Genomic DNA, 17,082 nt, shown 5'->3' with positions numbered 1-17,082 from the left:
CCATGAACGCCGCAGAAATCAACGACATGGGTCTCCCGCCACGCATGGGCCCGCAAGGTCCGCTGTCCGGCCTGCGGGTCCTCGACCTGAGTGCCTACATTGCGGGTCCCTACGGCTGCTCGCTGCTTGCCGACCAGGGTGCCGAAGTCATCAAGATCGAGCCGCCCACGGGCGACAACCTGCGCAAGTACCCGTCGACGCTGGAAGCCGAGAGCCGCGCCTTCATCGGCGTCAACCGCAGCAAGCTCGGCGTCGCGCTCGATCTGAAGCAAGCTGAGGACCATGCCACGCTGATGGCGCTGGTGCGCACCGCCGACGTGCTGGTGCACAACTTCCGGCCCAATGTGCCGCCGCGGCTGGGCATCGCCTACGAGCAGTTGAAGGCGGTCAATCCGCGGCTTATCTATTGCAGCGTCACCGGCTACGGCGAAACCGGACCGATGAAGGAGAAGGCCGGCTACGACCAAGTGTTGCAGACGATGACTGGCATGTGCGCCCTGCAGGGAAAGCGCGGCGAGCCGCCCGAGATCCTCTACGGCTCGGTGGTCGACTACTACGCGGCGGCGCTGGTGGCAGCAGGCGTCGCCTCCGCGTTGTATGAACGCGAGAAGAGCGGTCAGGGCCAGTTCGTCGGCGTCTCGCTGCTGCGCGCCGCGCTCACGATGCAGTCCGCCCGCATGGTGTGGGCTGAAGGCGAACCCAAGGACGTGGGGCGCGACATGCGCTCGGGCGGCATCACGGGCATCCACCCGACGAAGGAAGGCCACATCTACATCTCCGCCAACACGCCGCACTTCTGGAAGGCGCTCTGCGACAAGGTGGGGCTGCCCGAACTGGCGGCCGACGAACGCTACGACAGCGTACGCAAGCGCGCGCAGCACTTCACGGAGATCGTTCCGAAGCTGCACCGGGCGCTGGCAGCCCGCACAGCGCTCGAGTGGGAAGAACTTTTCGGCGAAGCAGTTCCCTGCGCCGCCGCGCGCACGGTCGAGGACATGTTCGACAACGAGCAGGTGCTGGCGGAGGACATGGTGGCAACCTTCGAACACCCGACGCTGGGGGCGTACCGTGGCTTTACGCGGCCGATCAAGTTCGACCGCACGCCCGGCCCGCTGCCCTTCGCCGCGCCGACACTGGGCCAGCACACGTCGCTGGTGGTCGCATCGCAGAAGCAGGACCGCGCCGCGGACGCGCGATGAGCCGGCAAACCGCCTGCCCGAACAGCAGCGGCACCGGGGCGCCGCGAACCGAGGTGCCCGCCGGCGCCTGCGACGCGCACATGCACATCTACGACCGGCGTTTCACCACCTTCGGCGCGCCCGACGCCTTTGTCGACCATGCAACCGTCGACGACTACCGGCTGCTGCAGCAACGCATCGGAACGCGACGCACGGTGATCGTTCAGCCGCGCGTTCACGGGACCGACAACACGGTCACGCTGGCGGCCATCTCGTCGCTCGGCCTTCAGCACGCCCGCGGCGTCGCGGTCGTCCGGCCCGACGTGACGGAGGACGAACTGACCCGCCTGCATGAGGGCGGCATCCGGGGCATCCGGTTCACGCTCTACACGGCCGACAATGCCGCCACCGATTTCTCGATGGTCGAGCCACTGGCGCAGCGCGTCCACGCGCTGGGCTGGAATGTGCAGCTTCACTGGAACGCCGACCAGATCGCCGAGCACGCGCCGCTGTTGGGCCGCCTGCCGTGCACGGTCGTGTTCGACCATCTGGCGCGCCTGCCGCAGCTTGAGCCGCAGGCGCACCCGGCCTTCGCCGTCGTCAGCCGGCTGCTCGAGAAAGGGCGCACGTGGATCAAGCTGTCCGGCGCCTACCTGAACTCGACGGTGGGCGCTGAAGGCGGCTTTGCCGATACCGACGTGATCGCGCGACGCTGGGTCCATCAAGCGCCTGAGCGCCTGGTCTGGGGCAGCGATTGGCCGCATTCGACCGAACCGACGCACAAGCCGGACGACGCCGCCCTGCTCGACGTCTTGGCCCGGTGGATTCCCGACGAGGCCGTGAGGCACCGTGTGCTGGTCCAGAACCCGGCGCAGCTCTACCAGTTTTCCTGAAACCACAAACCGAGACATTCCCGTGAAAAAACTTGTCCTGAAGTCCATCGTGGCCATTGCGGCCTGTGCTCCGCTGCTGGCCGCCGCTGCCTGGCCCGGCAAGCCCATCCGGATGGTGGTCCCGTATGCAGCAGGCGGTGGAGCCGACAACACCGCGCGCATCGTGGCGCAGCAAATGAGCGTCGCGCTGGGGCAGCAGATCATCATCGACAACAAGCCCGGCGCCGGCGGCGTGATCGGTGCGGACAACGTAGCCAAGGCGGCCGCCGACGGCTACACGGTGCTGTATGACGCCTCGGCCTTCTCGGTCAATCCGTCGCTGCGCAAGTTGCCGTTCGACGCGGCGAAGGACTTCATCCCCGTCTCGCTGGTCGCCACGGCGCCGCAAATCCTGGTGGTGCCCGCGACTGCGCCTTACAAGAACGTCTCGGAGCTGCTCGATTTCGCACGCAGGAATCCGGGCAAGCTGACCTTCGCATCGGCAGGTGGCGGCACCGGCTCGCACCTCGCGGGCGAAGCGCTGAATGAGCAGGCGAAGATCAACCTGCTGCACGTGCCGTACAAGGGCGGGGCACCTGCGCTGACCGATGTGATGGGGCAGCAGGTGTCGATCTATTTCGGCAACGTGGCCTCGACGTCGAGCTACGTCAAGTCCGGCAAGCTTCGGGCGCTCGCCGTCAGCTCCGCCAAGCGCGTGCCCAGCCTGCCCGACACGCCGACCCTCGCAGAATCGGAACTGCCCGGTTACAACGTGGTCGAGTGGAACGGCGTGTTTCTGCCCAAGGGAACACCGCCGGACATCGTGCAGAAGCTGGGCAAGGCCGTGCAAGCGGCCGTGAACGACCCCAAGGTCAACGAGAAGCTGCTGCAGCTCGGCCTCGTGCCAGCCGGCACTTCGCCCGAATCGTTCTCGAAATTCGTGCAGGACGAAAGCGCTCGGGTGAATGCGTTGGTGAAGGCTCGGAACATTCAGGTGGACTAAAGCTTCGGGCCCGGGCCCCATTGCCATTGCCATTGCCATTGCCAACGTTGAATAGGGCGTCGTGGCACTCGGGACAGCAGCAGCGATGTCGAATCGGCCGCAACCACTTCGCCCGGACCCGCACCGATGAGGTGCGCAATCTTGTCGCCCACCCTCTGCGGCTGCGTGATCCAGCCCGCGCTGTTCCAGGCACGGATGAGCTCGCTTCCCCATTCCTGTGTCACCACCTGCTGCACCCGCGCGGCCGTGGCCTTGGGCAGTACGCCCAGCGAGTTGCCGTCCAGGTATATCACCCCCGCAGGAAGATCGAACAGGTCGCGCAGCGAGGCGAGCGAATCCTTTGCGTCGAGCGCGACGCAGTCGTTTCGGGTCATGGCCATTGCAGTTCCTTGGGTGCGCGGGCGTCTCTGGCTATTCCAGGCGGAGGGCGGCTGCGGGCGTCCCAGACCTTGTCGGGACCTGGGCTGGAACAATCCGCGCTGCTGGGCATCGGGCAGGAATGTGCAATCGCGATCCATGTGCAACGCCTACGGCACTCGATCGGACGCGGAGTCCTTGCAAGTGATCCAGCGCGGGGTCGATCAGGGCATCAACGTCATCGACACCGCCGATTTCTACGGCTGGGGACACAACGAAGAGCTCGTCGCCTCGGCATGCCCATTCCCGCCGGCCGGGGGGTCACCATCGTGTCATGTTCGGCAATGAACGGTGGTACGAGGCAGACTGACGCTCCTGGGCATCTGGACAGTTGTCAGCGCCTGCGGAAATGCGCCAGGGCGTACTCGACGAAGGCCTTCATCTTCGGAGACTGCTGACGCCTGCTGGGGTAGTACAGATAGAACCCTGGAAACGTCGGCGAGAAGCCGCTCAAAACKCGTTTCAACCTCTTGGCCCGAATGTGAGGAAGCGCGAGCTGCTCGAAGGTGTACGCCAGTCCTACCCCCTCCAGCGCAGCCTCGACCGAGAACAACGAGTCGGTGATCGTCAGATTGCCACTGGGCTCGTATTCGACAAGTCGGCCATCCACCTCGAGTTCCCACTTGTGGATCGCCCCGCTGCCGGAGAACCGGAATCGCACGCAGTCATGGCGCACCAAGTCGGAGGGGTGCCGTGGAACGGGACGTCGCTCGAAGTAGTCCGGTGAGCCCACGATAGCAACGGAAATCGGGCCACCGAGAGGCACGGCCACCATGTCTTTCTGGACACTTTCGCCCAGGCGAACGCCCGCGTCGAACCCTCTTTCGACGATGTCGACGTAGCCCTCATCGTTGGTCAGCTCGACCTGGATGTCCGGGTACGCCTTCAGGAACCCAGCCAGCAGCGGCTGGAGGACCATGGCGATCGAGATTCGCGCCGCGTTGATGCGCAGGACACCCGACGGCTGGCCCTGGAGCGCGTGAAGTTGCTCTGCCGCTTCCTGCACGTCGCCCAGCGCCGGCCCGATCCGCGACAGGTAGGCCTCGCCGGCCTCGGTGAGACTGACACTGCGGGTGTTCCGGTTCAGCAGTCGAACCCCCAGTCGGGTTTCGAGGTGGCGGATCGCCTGACTGAGCGCGGAGGGCGACACCTCGAGTGCGGCCGCGGCGGCGGTGAATCCACGGTGCTCCGCGACTTTCCAGAAAGCGAGCAGTCCATCAAGCTGGTTGAGTCTCATGGTTTGAAGAATATCTTCATACGGAATTCAGTGTTTGGGTATTTTTCTTCTCAGTCTGGCTGCCTACATTCATCGCATCGAGAAGGAAGTAAGACCGATGCCTCACCTGTTCGCCCCATACACCCTCAAGGGAGTGACGCTGCGCAACCGGATCGCGGCTTCGCCGATGTGCCAGTACAGCCAGGCGCGTGAGCGGCCCAATGTCCCGATGTTGTCTCCAGCACACCCCTACGCCAAGACCGACGCCATCGCGCATCGGCGCCAAGGCTCTTCTCACTCTCTTCAACTTATTTGAAAGTCTGATATGAACAAGTCAGTTCATCACGCGATCCGTGTCCTCACGATCGCTCTCGGTACAGCGAGCGCCTTTGTTTCGGTCGCCGCGTTCGGGCAGGAACCAAAGCAGTCAGCCGGTTCACCCGTGGCCGCAGGCCCGTCGCAAAAGCGGGCCAGCCACGCGACCGCCGAGGCAAACAAGCGCACCATGGAGCGATTCACCGGTGAGTTCCTCCGCACGGGCGACAAGGCGCTGGGTGAGCAGTTCATCGGCCCGGACATCGTCCTGCACTTTGCCGGCCAGCAGTTTCGGGGCCGCGACACGTACCTCGGCATCGTGGCCGCGAATCAGGCGGCGTTCCCGGACCTCGTGTGGACCGTCAAGCAGATGGTGGCCGATGGCGACACCGTGGCGATCCGCTACACCATGACCGGAACCCAACGGGGCCCCTTCGCCGGGGTGCCGGCGTCGAACAAACCCGTGACCGCGGAGAGCATGGCGTTCTACCGCCTGGCCGGCGGAAAGATCGTCGAGGAACGTGCCCAGCTCGACATGCTGTCGGTCTTCCAGCAAATCGGCACCGTGCCCGGTGCCAAGTAAACCCCACACCTCCACGCAAGAGCTCTCGTCCCGCCAGCGGTGATGACACGGTGTGGAGACAAGGCCTTAGGCGGCCAGTCAAGCCCTCCGACGTGCAGCAGATCTTCGACCTCATCGCAGCCAAGCACAAGAAACTGTTCTGGATCGAAGGCACCGACGAGCGCTTCCAGGGCTACAACCATTTCAGCAACCACCCCGAGCTGATGCTCGAGTGGTTCAACTCTCACATCTGATCAGAAGAACACCATGAGTGACAAGAAAGTTTGGTTCATCACCGGCGCAGGCCGTGGTTTGGGCGTCGACATTGCCAAAGCAGCGCTGGCCGCCGGCCACACCGTCGTCGCCACCGGTCGCGACGCCAAGAAGGTCGCGGCAGCGGTCGGCCACCACGACAAGCTGCTGGCACTGAAGCTCGACGTCACACGCCCCGAGGAGGCCCAGGCCGCGGTCGAGGCCGCCGTCGAGAGGTTCGGTCGAATCGACATCCTCGTCAACAACGCCGGCAACTTCTACGCAGGCTTCTTTGAAGAGCTCAGCCCCGAACAGGTCCGCCACCAGATCGAGACGCTGTTGTTCGGTCCGATGAATGTCACCCGTGCGGCACTGCCGGCAATGCGCAAACAGCGCTCCGGCCTGCTGCTCACCATCTCGTCGACCGCTGGCATCTCCGGCGGCATGTTCTGCACGGCCTATGCGGCCGCGAAGTTTGGCATCGAGGGGTGGATGGAGTCGCTCACGCCGGAGATTGCCCCGTTCGGCATCCGAACGATGCTCGTCGAGCCCGGCTTCTTTCGCACGGAACTGCTCAGCAACGACTCGACGACCTACGCGCCTCCATCCATCGACGACTACGCTCAGCGCACTCGGGAGACCGTCGCCGCGTGGAGCAGCATGGATGGCAAACAGGGTGGTGATCCCGCCAAGCTCGCCCGCGCCATCGTGCAGCTCGCCGGCCTCGAGGAGCCTCCGGCCCGCTTCGCAGCCGGCGCCGATGCTGTGCAGGCCTTCGAGGCCAAGGCCAAGTCCCTGCTCGCCCAGGCGGATGCCCACCGCAAGCTGTCGTCCTCACTGGCGTACGACAACGGCTGACCGAACAGGTCACCACATTGATCAGGAGAGGACGCTCCTGGCACGGGCGGGGCACGATGTGGTCTTCAGCTACTCCCGCAGCCCCGCCAAGCTGAAGCAGCTGGTGGCGAGCGGCACGTTGAGCTGGCGAGAGAGAGTGCTGGCATCTTGAAGAAATTCTTGAAGGGTAGTTCAGCGTTTGGCCATTCTTTCTTCGAGCTCTCGAACCTAGACTCGGAAGGCGTTGGCCTCGCGTGCGACCCGGCCACCAATTCGCTGACCTACACCGGTGGGATCAAGCCGCGGTGCTCCTGCAAGCAGTTGCTGACTGCACAACCAAAGGACTCTTTGTATGCACGCAATCTGGTACGAGAGACGGGACCTTCAACGGGGTGCCGCCCTCCGGCAAGAAGATCGCGGTACAGGCGTTGAACATCTATCACCTGTCCCCTCAAGGCCAGTTCATTCAGGAGTACGGACAGCCCGACATGCTGGGACTGCTCACGCAGATCGGCGCGATCCCCAACCGTTGACGCCGCGTTCGCGACGACGCTTGCCACCGGCTTCAAGCCGTCGCGAGCGCCCGGCAATCGGCACTCCGAGGAAATGGAGGCCGAGTCGGTGGATCCAATCTTGAAGAATTTCTTCATGGCTTGTTCAGTGTTTACCCATTTTTCTTCCGAGCGCGCGTACCTACAGTGGCGAGCATCGAATTAGGAAACGAGGCTGCCTCGTCTTGGGGGCGTACCGACTTCATGTTGAACCGCAGGCAAATCGGCGTCGGCGTGGCCGTTGGCCTTACAGGCCTGGCGCTCGTTCCCCTGGTCGTGACGACGATCGAAAGCCATCAGGCCAGCGCCACCGCACGACTGCTGCCGTACGACGGGTCTGTTGAAGGCTCACCGCGGAGGTCAGCGGTGATCTACTTTTCCCGTTCAGGCAACACGGCGCTGCTGGCGCGACATCTGGCCAAACGGTTGAATGCCGGTCTCCATCGGCTCGAAGCGCGCGACTATGACCTGGGCCTCGCGGGATGGGTCCATGCCATGCGCGATGCCAGGAACCACGGGGTGGTCATTTCACCTCAGAAGATCGACCTCGCCGGATACGACGTGGTCTATCTGGGCTCGCCGATCTGGATGTTCAGCCCTTCGCCGCCCATCTGGCAGTTTGTCGAGCAGAGCCGCTTCGACGGCCGGCGAGTCGTGCTCTTCAACACCTTCAATAGCCGATTCAAACCCGAATACATCGAGACCTTCCGGCAGAAGGTGCTGCAACAGGGAGCCCGCTCCTTCGAGCACCAGTTCGTTCGGCGCGGCCGAATGGGTTGGCAACTCACCCCACGGGAAATGCTGGATGCATTCGATTCGGCATGGGTCACATGACAGCCGGCACCGAACCCACCACCTTCCCACCACCCTCAGCAAGACCACGGAGAACCGACCCATCATGAGCACGCTCAACGTCAATGGCCGCCAGCACACGGTCGATGCCGACCCGGCCACCCCCATCCTCTGGGCCCTGCGCGATACGCTGGGCATGACCGGCACCAAGTTCGGCTGCGGCGCTGCGCTCTGTGGTGCCTGCACCGTGCACCTGGACGGCGCAGCCATCCGATCCTGCATCACGCCCATCTCGGCGGCCGAAGGCAAGAAGATCACCACCATCGAGGCGACCACCAATGGCAATGACCGCGTCGGCGCTGCCGTGCACGCCGCCTGGGTCAAGCATGACGTGGCGCAGTGCGGCTATTGCCAGAGCGGCCAGATCATGAGCGCGACCGCGTTCCTGAAGTCACTTCCCATCGGCAAGAAGCCAACGGCCTCCGAGATCGACGGCGCGATGGCCGGCAATATCTGCCGCTGTGGCACCTACGACCGCATCCGCGCCGCTGTGGCCGATGCCGCCAAGACCCTTGCCTAAAGGAACCACCATGTTGCCCAACCTTGATCGCAGCGAGATGCCACGCGCCTTGCAGCACATGCTGACCCGCGGCCAAGCAGACGACGCCGCGACGCTGCCGCGACGCAGCTTCCTGAAGCTCGCAGGTGCAGGCGGCTTGGCACTCGGCGCCTTTCCGCACTTGGCCACTGCGCAGTCCGCGGGTGAAGCGCCTGGCCTGAAGCCGACGCAGCAGCCGTCGGCGTTCGTGCAGATCGCGCCGAGCGGCGAGGTCACCGTGACCATCAACCGGCTCGAGTTCGGCCAGGGCGTGCAGACCGGTTTGCCGATGATCCTGGCCGAGGAACTGGATGCGGACTGGAAGCTGGTGCGCAGTCGCAACGGCACCGGCGATGCCGCCTACGCCGACCCGCTGTTCGGCATCCACCTTACCGGTGGCTCCCACTCGATCAAGAACAGCTTCACGCAATACCGCGAACTGGGCGCGCGCGCGCGATCAATGTTGTTGTCGGCCGCGGCCGCACGCTGGAAGGTGGACGTGGCCACCCTGCGCACACAGGCCGGCACAGTGCTCGGTCCGGGTGGCCGCAAGGCAAGCTACGGCGAACTGGCCGGGGTCGCGATGGCCCTGCCAGTCCCGGAAAAGGTGACGCTGAAGGACCCCAAGGACTTCCGGATCATCGGCAAGCCCACCACGCGTCTCGATGCGCGTGCGAAGAGCAGCGGGCGACAGGATTTCGGCATCGACACGCGCCTGCCCGGCCAGCTCACCGCGGTGGTGGCGCATCCGCCGGTGTTCGGTGCGAAGCTCAGCTCGATGGACGACAGCGCGGCGCGCGCCATCAAGGGCGTGAAGGCCGTGCTGCGCGTGCCGGCGGACCGTGGCGGTGAGAGCGTGGCCGTGGTGGCCGACGGCTACTGGCCCGCCAAGCAGGGCCGCGACGCGCTCAAGCTGCAGTGGGACACGGCCGCGGTCGAGAAAGTGGACAGCGAGCGTCAGCGGATCCAGTACCGTGAGTCGGCCGGCCAAGCTGGCCCGCGCGCTTTCGACGCCGACATGGCGCCGCTCGCCACCGCGCCGCGGCAACTGGAAGCCGAGTTCGTCTTCCCCTACCTGGCACATGCGCCCATGGAGCCGCTGAACTGCACCGTGCAACTGTCTGACGGGCGCGCAGAGCTCTGGGTCGGCACCCAGTGCGCGGGCCTCGATGCAGCCGCCGCCGCAACTGTGCTGGGCCTGAAGCCCGATCAGGTCACGATGCACGTGCAAACGGCCGGCGGCGGATTTGGCCGGCGTTTCGTGGGCACGAGCGACTACGTGGTCGAGGCCTGCGCGATTGCAAAGGCCGCTCGCGCCGCCGGCCTGAACGTGCCCGTGCGCACGCTCTGGAGCCGCGAGGACGATATCAAGGGCGGCTACTACCGCCCCATGCATCTGCACCGCGCGCGCATCGGCTTCGACGAGCGCGGCCAGGTGCTGGCCTGGGACCACGTCATCGTCGGCCAGTCCATCACCACCGGAACCGTGTTCGGGCAGTTCCAGGTGAAGAACGGCATCGACGCCACAGCCACTGAGGGCATGCGCGAACCGTACGGCGTGCCGATGCGCCTGACCGTGCACCACCCGAAGGTGAACGTGCCGGTGCTGTGGTGGCGCAGCGTGGGCTCCACGCACACCGCTTTCGTGATGGAAACTTTGCTCGACGAGATTTCCCGTGCGACGAAACAGGACCCGGTGGCCTATCGCATGCGGTTGTTCGGCGACAAGCACCCGCGCCATCGCGCCGCGCTGCAACTGGCCGTAGACAAGAGCAGCTACGGCAAGAAGCAGTTGCCCACCGGCCACGCCTGGGGCGTGGCGGTGCACGAGTCGTTCGACAGCGTCGTTGCTTACGTGGTGGAAGCGTCCGTGCAGGACGGCAAACCGGTGCTGCATCGCGTCACCTCGGGTGTGCATTGCAACCTCGCGGTGAATCCGCGCAGCGTGGAGGCTCAGGTGCAGGGCGCCGCGGTGATGGGCCTGTCGATGTGCCTGCCGGGCGCGGCCATCACACTCAAGGACGGCGTCGTGGAACAGAGCAACTTCGGTGACTTCGTCGTGCCGCGCATCACCGACATGCCCCAGATCGCGGTGCACATCGTGCCCAGCGCCGAACCGCCCACCGGCATGGGCGAACCCGGGCTGCCGCCGCTGGCGCCCGCGTTCGCCAACGCCATCGCGCAATTGACGGGTAAGCCGTTGCGCGAGTTGCCCTTCAAGCTTGCCTGAAATGCACAAGGCCGCGGCGCTGTGGTCCTGCGCGCCCGGGCCTGGCTGGAGGCGAGGGAGGCTGAGTGGCAGCTATTCGGGCGGGCTAGCGGATGGAACCGTGCGTGAAGACGATCGCGTGGATGCCGTTGATGGCCGCGGCCAGCGTCTCGGCTTTCGTGAGATCGCCCACTACGCGCTCGGCGTCGTCCGGCAACGAGCCGGCGCGGGCGAGTTCGCGCACCAGGGCGCGAACCGCATGACCCTGCCGCAGCGAATCCTCCTCGACGACCAGCCGTTGCCCCAGTCGTTGCGCACGTTGTGCAGGTCGGAGTGGCAGACGCCGCAGAAGAGGATGTCGATGACGACATCGTCGGGGCGAGGGGTGCGGCGCCGGAGCGCGAACGGCGCGAGTGGCGCCGTCGGTGAACGGGCCGCGTAGCTCTTGACGGGATAGGTCATCGGAACTTTTATCCTTGCGCGCACGGCGCAATCGAGGTCTGGTTTGCAGGCGGCCCCACGAGGTACTCCGCATCGGTGACCTTCTCCAGCCAGTTGACCGCCTTGCCGTCCAGCGACTCCTGGATCGCCATGTGCGTCATTGCCGTGGTCGGCGTGGCGCCGTGCCAGTGCTTGTGCCCGGGCGGGCACCAGATCACGTCGCCGGCACGGATTTCGACGATCGGTTCGCCTTCGCACTGCGTCCAGCCGCAGCCTGCGGTGACGACGAGGATCTGGCCAAGCGGATGGGTGTGCCAGGCCGATCGGGCGCCGGGTTCGAACGTCACATAGGCGCACGACACGCGCGCCGGGTCGGATGCCGCATGCAGCGGGTCGATGCGGACGGTGCCGCTGAAAGTTTCGGCGGGGCCTTTGACGGAGGCCTGCGAGCCGGCGCGTTTCAGTTCCATGTTCATGTACTCCTTGTTGTTGGCTTTGGCTGTCGAGGGTCGAACCGTGTTGCGGTCGGCCTCACTTCGGGGCCAGCTCGCCGTACCAATAGGCCGCGGTCACGCCGCCGTCCATCAGGAAATCGCTGCCGGTGATGAACCCGCCGTCCGCGCCCATCAGAAGCGCGCCGACGGTTCCGACTTCATCCGGCGTGCCGCCCCGTTTGGCGGCCGACAGATCGATCATTCGAGCACGAGGGCGGTGCCGTAGAGATCGACCTTGAGGATCGTCGCCGGCGAGGCCTGCGACGGCGAGACGCCGGCCGCGTGAATGACACCCGTGACGTCGCCGAGATGCGTCGCCGCTTCGACGAGGGCGCGGACCGACTGACGCGATGAGACATCGACCGATGCGGTCGTGACCTCGAACCCGGCGTCGCTCAACACCTTCGCGGCCGCGTCGGCGTTCTCCTTTTTCAAGTCGGCCAGCAGGACGTGCTTGCCGGCGCTGACCCGACGTGCGATGGCTTGACCGATGGATCCGGCCCCGATCACGACGATGACGTTTGGCATGGTGGTTTTCCTTCTTCCGTGTGCGTTGAAGTGCTTCGGGCGCTTATTTCCCGACGAGCTTCTGGCGATCCGCCGAGTAGCGCGCTCCCTGCACGGGAACACGCGAGACGGCGAATTCGATCTCCTGCAGATCAACCGCCGACAGCTCGACGCTCGCCGCGCCGGTGTTCTCTTCGAGCCGGCTCAGCCTGGTAGTGCCGGGGATCGGCACGATCCACGGCTTCTGCGCGAGCAGCCAGGCGAGCGCGAGCTGCGCGGGGGTCACCTGCTTGCGCGCCGCAATGCCGGCCAGCACATCGACCAGGGCGCGATTCGCCTGGCGCGAGTCGGGCGCGAAGCGCGGCACCGTGTTGCGGAAGTCGGTCGCGCCGAAAGCGGTGTTCTGGTCGATCGCGCCGGTCAGGAAGCCCTTGCCGAGCGGGCTGAAGGGAACGAAGCCGATGCCGAGCTCTTCGAGCAGCGGGAGGATCTCCTTCTCGGGCTCGCGCCACCACAATGAATACTCGCTTTGCAGGGCCGCGACCGGATGAACCGCATGGGCGCGGCGAATGCTGTCGACGCCGGCCTCGGAGAGACCGAAGTGCTTGACCTTGCCCTCGCGCACGAGGTCCTTGACCGTTCCGGCAACGTCCTCGATCGGCACGGCCGGATCGACGCGGTGCTGGTAGAAGAGATCGATGCGGTCCGTCCGCAGGCGCTTCAGCGCTTCGTCGGCCACCTGCCGGATGCGCTCGGGGCGGCTGTCGAGGCCCTGGGTGGTGCTGCCTTCGCAGAAGCCGAACTTCGTCGCGATCACGACCTGGTCGCGGATCGGTTCGAGTGCTTCACCGACCACGGTCTCGTTGACGAACGGGCCATACGCTTCGGCGGTGTCGAAGAACGTGATGCCTCGCTCAAAGGCCGCGCGGATCAGCTTGACCGCGTCCGCGGTGTCGGTCGCCGGACCATAGCCGTAGCTCAGGCCCATGCAGCCGAGGCCGAGGGCCGAGACCTTCAAGTCGCTGTTGCCGAGTTGTCGTTGTTGCATGTCGATTCCTTGTGTTCAGTTGATTTCGTGCGTTCAGCGGCTCGCGCCGAGGCTCATGTGCGGCGCCTACTTGTCGGCGATCGCCGTGAGGCCTTCCGAGAGCGGCGCGCCTTTCACGTCGATGGCGGCGAACGCTTCGTCGATCTGGCGCAGATCGTCGGCCGACAGCACGAGTTCGGCGGCCGGCAGGTTGTCGTCGAGGTGCTCCATCGTGGTCGCGCCCGGGATTGGCACGACCCAAGGCCGTTGGGCCAGCAGCCAGGCGAGCGCGATTTGGGCCGGCGAGGCGTTCTTGCGAGCCGCCATCGCGCGCAGGAAGTCGACGATCGCGAAGTTGGCCTTCAGCGCCTCGGGCGTGAAGCGCGGAAAGGTCGCGCGCAAGTCGGTCGCGTCGTCGAACTTGGTGTCCGGCGTGATACGGCCGGTCAGGAAGCCCTGGCCGAGCGGGCCCCACGAGACGAAGCCGATGCCGAGTTCTTCGCAGAGCGCGAGCAGTTCGATTTCCGGTTCGCGCATCCACAGCGAGTAGTGGTTCTGGATGGCCGCGACGGGCTGAACGGCATGCGCGCGGCGAATCGTCTTCGCGCTCGCCTCGGAGAGGCCGAAGTGCTTGACCTTGCCTTCGCCGATCAACTGCTGGACCGCGCCGGCGACGTCCTCGATCGGCACGGCCGGGTCGACGCGGTGCTGGTACAACAGATCGATGCGGTCGGTGCGCAGGCGCTTCAGCGAGGCTTCGACCACGCCGCGGATGTGCTCGGGGCGGCTGTCCAGCCGGACCATCTGGCCGCTGTCGTCGAGCTTGAACCCGAACTTGGTGGCGATGACGACCTGATCGCGGATCGGCTCGATCGCTTCACCGACGAGCAGTTCGTTCGTGAACGGGCCGTAACCTTCCGCGGTGTCGAAGAAGGTCATGCCACGCTCGAACGCGCCGCGGATCACGGCGATGCCCTCGGATTTGTCGGAGGCGGGGCCGAGCCCGAAACTCAGGCCCATGCAGCCGAGGCCGAGTGCCGAGACGGTGGGACCATGGCGGCCAAGTTGGCGGGTTTTCATGAGGCGTTCCATGTTTGTGTTGCGGCTTCATGGAATCTAGGCGCCTTGGCATTGAAAGACTAGACTGCTAAATTGACATTCAATCATTAGCAGGCTTAATTAATGGGACGATTCGATGACCTCGCGGCGTTCGCGGCCGTCGTCCGCGAGGGGAGCTTCACCCGCGCCGCCGCCAAGCTTGGCGTCACGCAGTCGGCGCTCAGCCAGACGGTCCGCACGCTGGAAAAGCGGCTCGACCTGAAGCTCCTCAATCGCACCACGCGCAGCGTGGCCCCGACCGAGGCAGGCGAAAGGCTTTACCGAACGGTCGAACCGCGGCTGGGCGAAATCGAAGCCGAGCTGGCGACACTCGGCGAGATGCGCGGCAAGCCGATCGGCACGGTCCGCCTCACGGCGACCGAGCACGCGGTGCGGACCTTGATCTGGCCGAGGCTGTTGCCCTGGCTGTCCAAGTATCCCGAGATCAGACTGGAGATCAGCAGCGACAACCGGTTCGCCGACATCGTTGGCGAACGTTTCGACATCGGCATCCGCCTCGGCGACGACGTGGCCAAGAACATGATTGCCGTCCGCGTTGCGCCGGACATGCGTATCGTGGTTGTCGGCAGCCCTGCCTACTTCGGTCGCTATCCGCAGCCGTCGACGCCGCAAGACCTGACCGAGCACGACTGCATCGGGCTTCGCTTGCCGACCCACGGCGGCCTGCTGCCGTGGGAGTTCAAGCATGGCGCACGGACGGTCAACGCGCATGTGAAGGGACGGCTCGTCTTCAACCAGAACGAACTGATCGTTGAGGCTGTACTTGCCGGACACGGGTTGGCTTGGCTGCCACAAGATCTTGTCGACGAGCACATCAAGGCTGGACGGCTCGTGACGACGCTGAACCGGTGGACGATTACCTACCCCGGTTACCACCTCTACTACGCGACGCGTCGTGCTTCACAGGCTTTGATGCTGGTGGTCGAGGCGTTGCGCCTCCAGAAGACGCGATAGGCGAGCGCGGACGGTCAGATGCAAGGAACTCCATAACAGCCGGTCGCGTATGACCGCTCCTGGCCTGAAAGATGACCGCATCCACCTAGGTCCGGGTGCGGTCCATACAGCGTTCCTTGAACGGTGACCCTCTTACCGTGCCAGCGTCGAAGTTGCTCTTCGTTGAACTGTAGAGCTCCGGTGCCGACGCTGAGCCAAATACTGGACGGTTCGACTGGGCCCATGACCTGGGACGCTGGAGCCGAGCGCACGATCGATTGCCAGGAGAATGTTTGTCACAAATCCACTTCGACTTCCGTCGTGGCTCATGGGGACGATCAAATACACCAAGTGAGTTGCCGCTAGGAATCCCGCTTCCTTGCACTCACCAAGCGGACGCACCTGCGGCCCAAGAAGCCGGAGCGCGTGAAGCAAGATGGTTGTCTTCGCGGTTCCGGTGATGCCGACGACAAGCAGGCAACTGCTGCTTGGCAGAGGATCAGGAAAACCGGCGAAATCAGGCGACTGGCCCTGCTCTATTGCGGACAGCACCAGTTGCCTTCCCGTCGTCGTGGCAGGATTTCTCAGGGACAACGAACCGTGCACGGAACGTTGAGGCTGACGGAGGCGTCTTGTCCGTTCGGGACGCACCTGGCACTGGGTGTGTCTTCACCATCAAGCTTCCGCGCAGGACGCTTGACTAGCGAGGAGGAGCCATCCCTCTCCCGGTCAGCATTCCGTTCAAATGAGCGCTTGACCTACGCGTCGCGCTAGCGAAGCCCCGCCTTATGGGGTGAATGAACCCAAAAGTCGAAGGTCAGTTCCTGGCCCGGTCGTAGACGTAGCTCACGATTTTTGGGGCAACTCTGGCCAGAGAGCGAAGCGCTTGAAGGAAAACTGGAGGACCGTGACGAACTTCCGCTGTTGGTTGCGGATTCAACCGGTCCTGGTTCTTGATTCAAACTCAAGATGCCGGTCAGATCAGATTCGCGATAGGTTGCGAGGGCCTCTTTCGACAAGGCGATCTCGGTCATACGAAATTTGTCCTACGAACCGACTGGATGCGTGACTAYGGCTGCGCGCCCAACGGGTGCCTACTTTGAACTCCGGAGCGCCATTGCTCCGATGACTTAAGAGGCATTCATATGGCAAACCAATCAGGTCAAAACAACCCGAATCAAACCGGCAATCAGCCGAGCAACCCAGGCCAGCAGCAGCAGGATCCGGGAAAGCCGCAACCGGGGCAAGGCAGCCCGAGTAGCCCAGGGCAGCAACAGCAAGACCCGGGTAAGCAGCAGACCGGTCAGCAGCCAGGTCAAGGCACTCAGCAGCAACCTGGCCAGAAGCGTTGAGGTACGTCTTGCCCGGCTCGGTGCCGGGCGGTTGACCTTTCACCGTCGGCCCCAAGCGCAATGTCGCACCGGGCATGGTCTATCGCATGGAGTACTTGCTGCGCATCGAGGCCGAAGGGCCCGACTACCTGCGCGCCTCGCTGGGCGCCAGCTCGGGCCCGTTCGCAACCCAGGACTACCTCGCGGCGCCATCGGAGCGATTGCGCTGGACGGCGAGCGCTCCTTCGCCCATTGCCGCTACGCTGCAGCTTATGGCCGTCCGCTGATGCACGTAGCGCCATCGAGCGTCGGGCGGTGCGCCCTCGCGCGAAATCATCTCGGCGCCGCCACCGAACCGTTGTAGAACACTTCGCAGCGTCCGCCAAAGAGCTCGCTGCCCTCTTGCAACAGCTGCCCTCTTGCAACAG

The 17,082-nt window shown here is 64.8% G+C and carries 21 protein-coding genes and 2 pseudogenes; 14 read left to right on the top strand and 9 right to left on the bottom strand.

Annotation, left to right across the window (positions count from 1 at the left end):
* Positions 1-2 precede the first annotated feature (2 nt).
* From AC1D2E_RS08650 to AC1D2E_RS08640, 3 genes are read left to right on the top strand one after another with little or no spacing between them, the layout of a single operon-like run.
* A complete protein-coding gene (locus AC1D2E_RS08650; RefSeq protein ID WP_478197012.1) occupies positions 3-1,199 on the top strand; it encodes a CoA transferase in 1,197 nt (398 codons plus the stop codon).
* On the top strand, positions 1,196-2,071 hold the full coding sequence (locus AC1D2E_RS08645) for an amidohydrolase family protein (protein WP_478197011.1): 876 nt from the start codon (positions 1,196-1,198) through the stop codon (positions 2,069-2,071). The genes AC1D2E_RS08650 and AC1D2E_RS08645 overlap by 4 nt, the downstream gene beginning before the upstream one ends.
* A gap of 22 nt (positions 2,072-2,093) precedes the next feature.
* Positions 2,094-3,053 (top strand): tripartite tricarboxylate transporter substrate binding protein, encoded by a 960-nt coding sequence (locus AC1D2E_RS08640; RefSeq protein WP_478197010.1) that lies wholly within the window; start codon positions 2,094-2,096, stop codon positions 3,051-3,053.
* Positions 3,054-3,118: 65 nt separating this feature from the next.
* Here the strand turns inward: AC1D2E_RS08640 and AC1D2E_RS08635 are convergent.
* Positions 3,119-3,427: pseudogene (locus AC1D2E_RS08635) on the bottom strand (kynureninase); the annotation flags it as partial.
* On the opposite strand from AC1D2E_RS08635, the gene AC1D2E_RS08630 reads away from it, so the two are divergent.
* On the top strand, positions 3,426-3,758 hold the full coding sequence (locus AC1D2E_RS08630) for an aldo/keto reductase (RefSeq protein WP_478197009.1): 333 nt from the start codon (positions 3,426-3,428) through the stop codon (positions 3,756-3,758). The pseudogene AC1D2E_RS08635 and the gene AC1D2E_RS08630 sit on opposite strands and share 2 nt — an antisense overlap.
* Positions 3,759-3,804: 46 nt before the next feature.
* Here the strand turns inward: AC1D2E_RS08630 and AC1D2E_RS08625 are convergent, their stop codons facing one another.
* Complete coding sequence (locus AC1D2E_RS08625) at positions 3,805-4,707, bottom strand: LysR family transcriptional regulator (RefSeq protein ID WP_478197008.1); 903 nt, start codon at positions 4,705-4,707, stop codon at positions 3,805-3,807.
* 34 nt (positions 4,708-4,741) lie between these two features.
* Here AC1D2E_RS08625 and AC1D2E_RS08620 point away from each other — a divergent pair, with 34 nt between their 5' ends.
* The 8 genes from AC1D2E_RS08620 (at position 4,742) to AC1D2E_RS08585 (ending at position 10,823) form a co-directional block, all read left to right on the top strand.
* Positions 4,742-5,002: a hypothetical protein gene (locus AC1D2E_RS08620; protein WP_478197061.1), complete on the top strand. Its 261-nt coding sequence runs from the start codon at positions 4,742-4,744 to the stop codon at positions 5,000-5,002.
* Between the two features lie 9 nt (positions 5,003-5,011).
* Complete coding sequence (locus AC1D2E_RS08615; protein ID WP_478197007.1) at positions 5,012-5,584, top strand: ester cyclase; 573 nt, start codon at positions 5,012-5,014, stop codon at positions 5,582-5,584.
* A 92-nt stretch (positions 5,585-5,676) separates the two neighbouring features.
* The gene (locus tag AC1D2E_RS08610) at positions 5,677-5,817 is read left to right on the top strand and encodes a hypothetical protein (RefSeq protein WP_478197006.1); all 141 of its coding nucleotides are present in this window, start codon (positions 5,677-5,679) and stop codon (positions 5,815-5,817) included.
* A 13-nt stretch (positions 5,818-5,830) separates the two neighbouring features.
* Positions 5,831-6,673, top strand: coding sequence for an SDR family oxidoreductase (locus AC1D2E_RS08605; RefSeq protein WP_478197005.1), 843 nt, complete (start codon positions 5,831-5,833; stop codon positions 6,671-6,673).
* 233 nt (positions 6,674-6,906) lie between these two features.
* Positions 6,907-7,185 (top strand): ester cyclase, encoded by a 279-nt coding sequence (locus AC1D2E_RS08600; RefSeq protein WP_478197004.1) that lies wholly within the window; start codon positions 6,907-6,909, stop codon positions 7,183-7,185.
* Positions 7,186-7,350: 165 nt separating this feature from the next.
* Positions 7,351-8,037, top strand: a complete 687-nt coding sequence (locus AC1D2E_RS08595) for a flavodoxin family protein (RefSeq protein ID WP_478197003.1) — start codon at positions 7,351-7,353, stop codon at positions 8,035-8,037.
* 64 nt (positions 8,038-8,101) lie between these two features.
* On the top strand, positions 8,102-8,575 hold the full coding sequence (locus AC1D2E_RS08590; RefSeq protein ID WP_478197002.1) for a (2Fe-2S)-binding protein: 474 nt from the start codon (positions 8,102-8,104) through the stop codon (positions 8,573-8,575).
* Positions 8,576-8,585: 10 nt separating this feature from the next.
* Positions 8,586-10,823, top strand: a complete 2,238-nt coding sequence (locus AC1D2E_RS08585) for a xanthine dehydrogenase family protein molybdopterin-binding subunit (RefSeq protein WP_478197001.1) — start codon at positions 8,586-8,588, stop codon at positions 10,821-10,823.
* A gap of 85 nt (positions 10,824-10,908) precedes the next feature.
* Here the strand turns inward: AC1D2E_RS08585 and AC1D2E_RS08580 are convergent, their stop codons facing one another.
* From AC1D2E_RS08580 to AC1D2E_RS08555, 6 genes and pseudogenes are all read right to left on the bottom strand, one after another.
* Complete coding sequence (locus AC1D2E_RS08580; RefSeq protein ID WP_478197000.1) at positions 10,909-11,046, bottom strand: hypothetical protein; 138 nt, start codon at positions 11,044-11,046, stop codon at positions 10,909-10,911.
* Positions 10,995-11,264 (bottom strand): hypothetical protein, encoded by a 270-nt coding sequence (locus AC1D2E_RS08575; RefSeq protein WP_478197060.1) that lies wholly within the window; start codon positions 11,262-11,264, stop codon positions 10,995-10,997. The genes AC1D2E_RS08580 and AC1D2E_RS08575 overlap by 52 nt, the downstream gene beginning before the upstream one ends.
* 8 nt (positions 11,265-11,272) lie before the next feature.
* Positions 11,273-11,713: a (R)-mandelonitrile lyase gene (locus AC1D2E_RS08570; protein WP_478196999.1), complete on the bottom strand. Its 441-nt coding sequence runs from the start codon at positions 11,711-11,713 to the stop codon at positions 11,273-11,275.
* Between the two features lie 61 nt (positions 11,714-11,774).
* Positions 11,775-12,265, bottom strand: a pseudogene (locus AC1D2E_RS08565) (SDR family oxidoreductase).
* Positions 12,266-12,308: 43 nt separating this feature from the next.
* A complete protein-coding gene (locus AC1D2E_RS08560; protein ID WP_478196998.1) occupies positions 12,309-13,292 on the bottom strand; it encodes an aldo/keto reductase in 984 nt (327 codons plus the stop codon).
* A gap of 66 nt (positions 13,293-13,358) precedes the next feature.
* Entirely contained in the window at positions 13,359-14,351 is a 993-nt protein-coding gene (locus AC1D2E_RS08555) for an aldo/keto reductase (RefSeq protein ID WP_478196997.1), read from the bottom strand.
* Between the two features lie 102 nt (positions 14,352-14,453).
* Between AC1D2E_RS08555 and AC1D2E_RS08550 the strand changes: the two genes are divergently transcribed.
* Positions 14,454-15,344, top strand: coding sequence for a LysR family transcriptional regulator (locus AC1D2E_RS08550; protein WP_478196996.1), 891 nt, complete (start codon positions 14,454-14,456; stop codon positions 15,342-15,344).
* Between the two features lie 1,136 nt (positions 15,345-16,480).
* On the opposite strand, the gene AC1D2E_RS08545 is transcribed toward AC1D2E_RS08550, so the two are convergent.
* Positions 16,481-16,642: a hypothetical protein gene (locus AC1D2E_RS08545; RefSeq protein ID WP_478196995.1), complete on the bottom strand. Its 162-nt coding sequence runs from the start codon at positions 16,640-16,642 to the stop codon at positions 16,481-16,483.
* 107 nt (positions 16,643-16,749) lie between these two features.
* On the opposite strand from AC1D2E_RS08545, the gene AC1D2E_RS08540 reads away from it, so the two are divergent.
* Positions 16,750-16,941, top strand: a complete 192-nt coding sequence (locus AC1D2E_RS08540; RefSeq protein WP_478196994.1) for a hypothetical protein — start codon at positions 16,750-16,752, stop codon at positions 16,939-16,941.
* Positions 16,942-17,082 lie beyond the last annotated feature (141 nt).

Source organism: Variovorax sp. P1_H2, from assembly GCF_056405295.1.
Note: the sequence above shows the minus strand (reverse complement) of the source record. Positions and strands in the feature narration are given on the sequence as shown.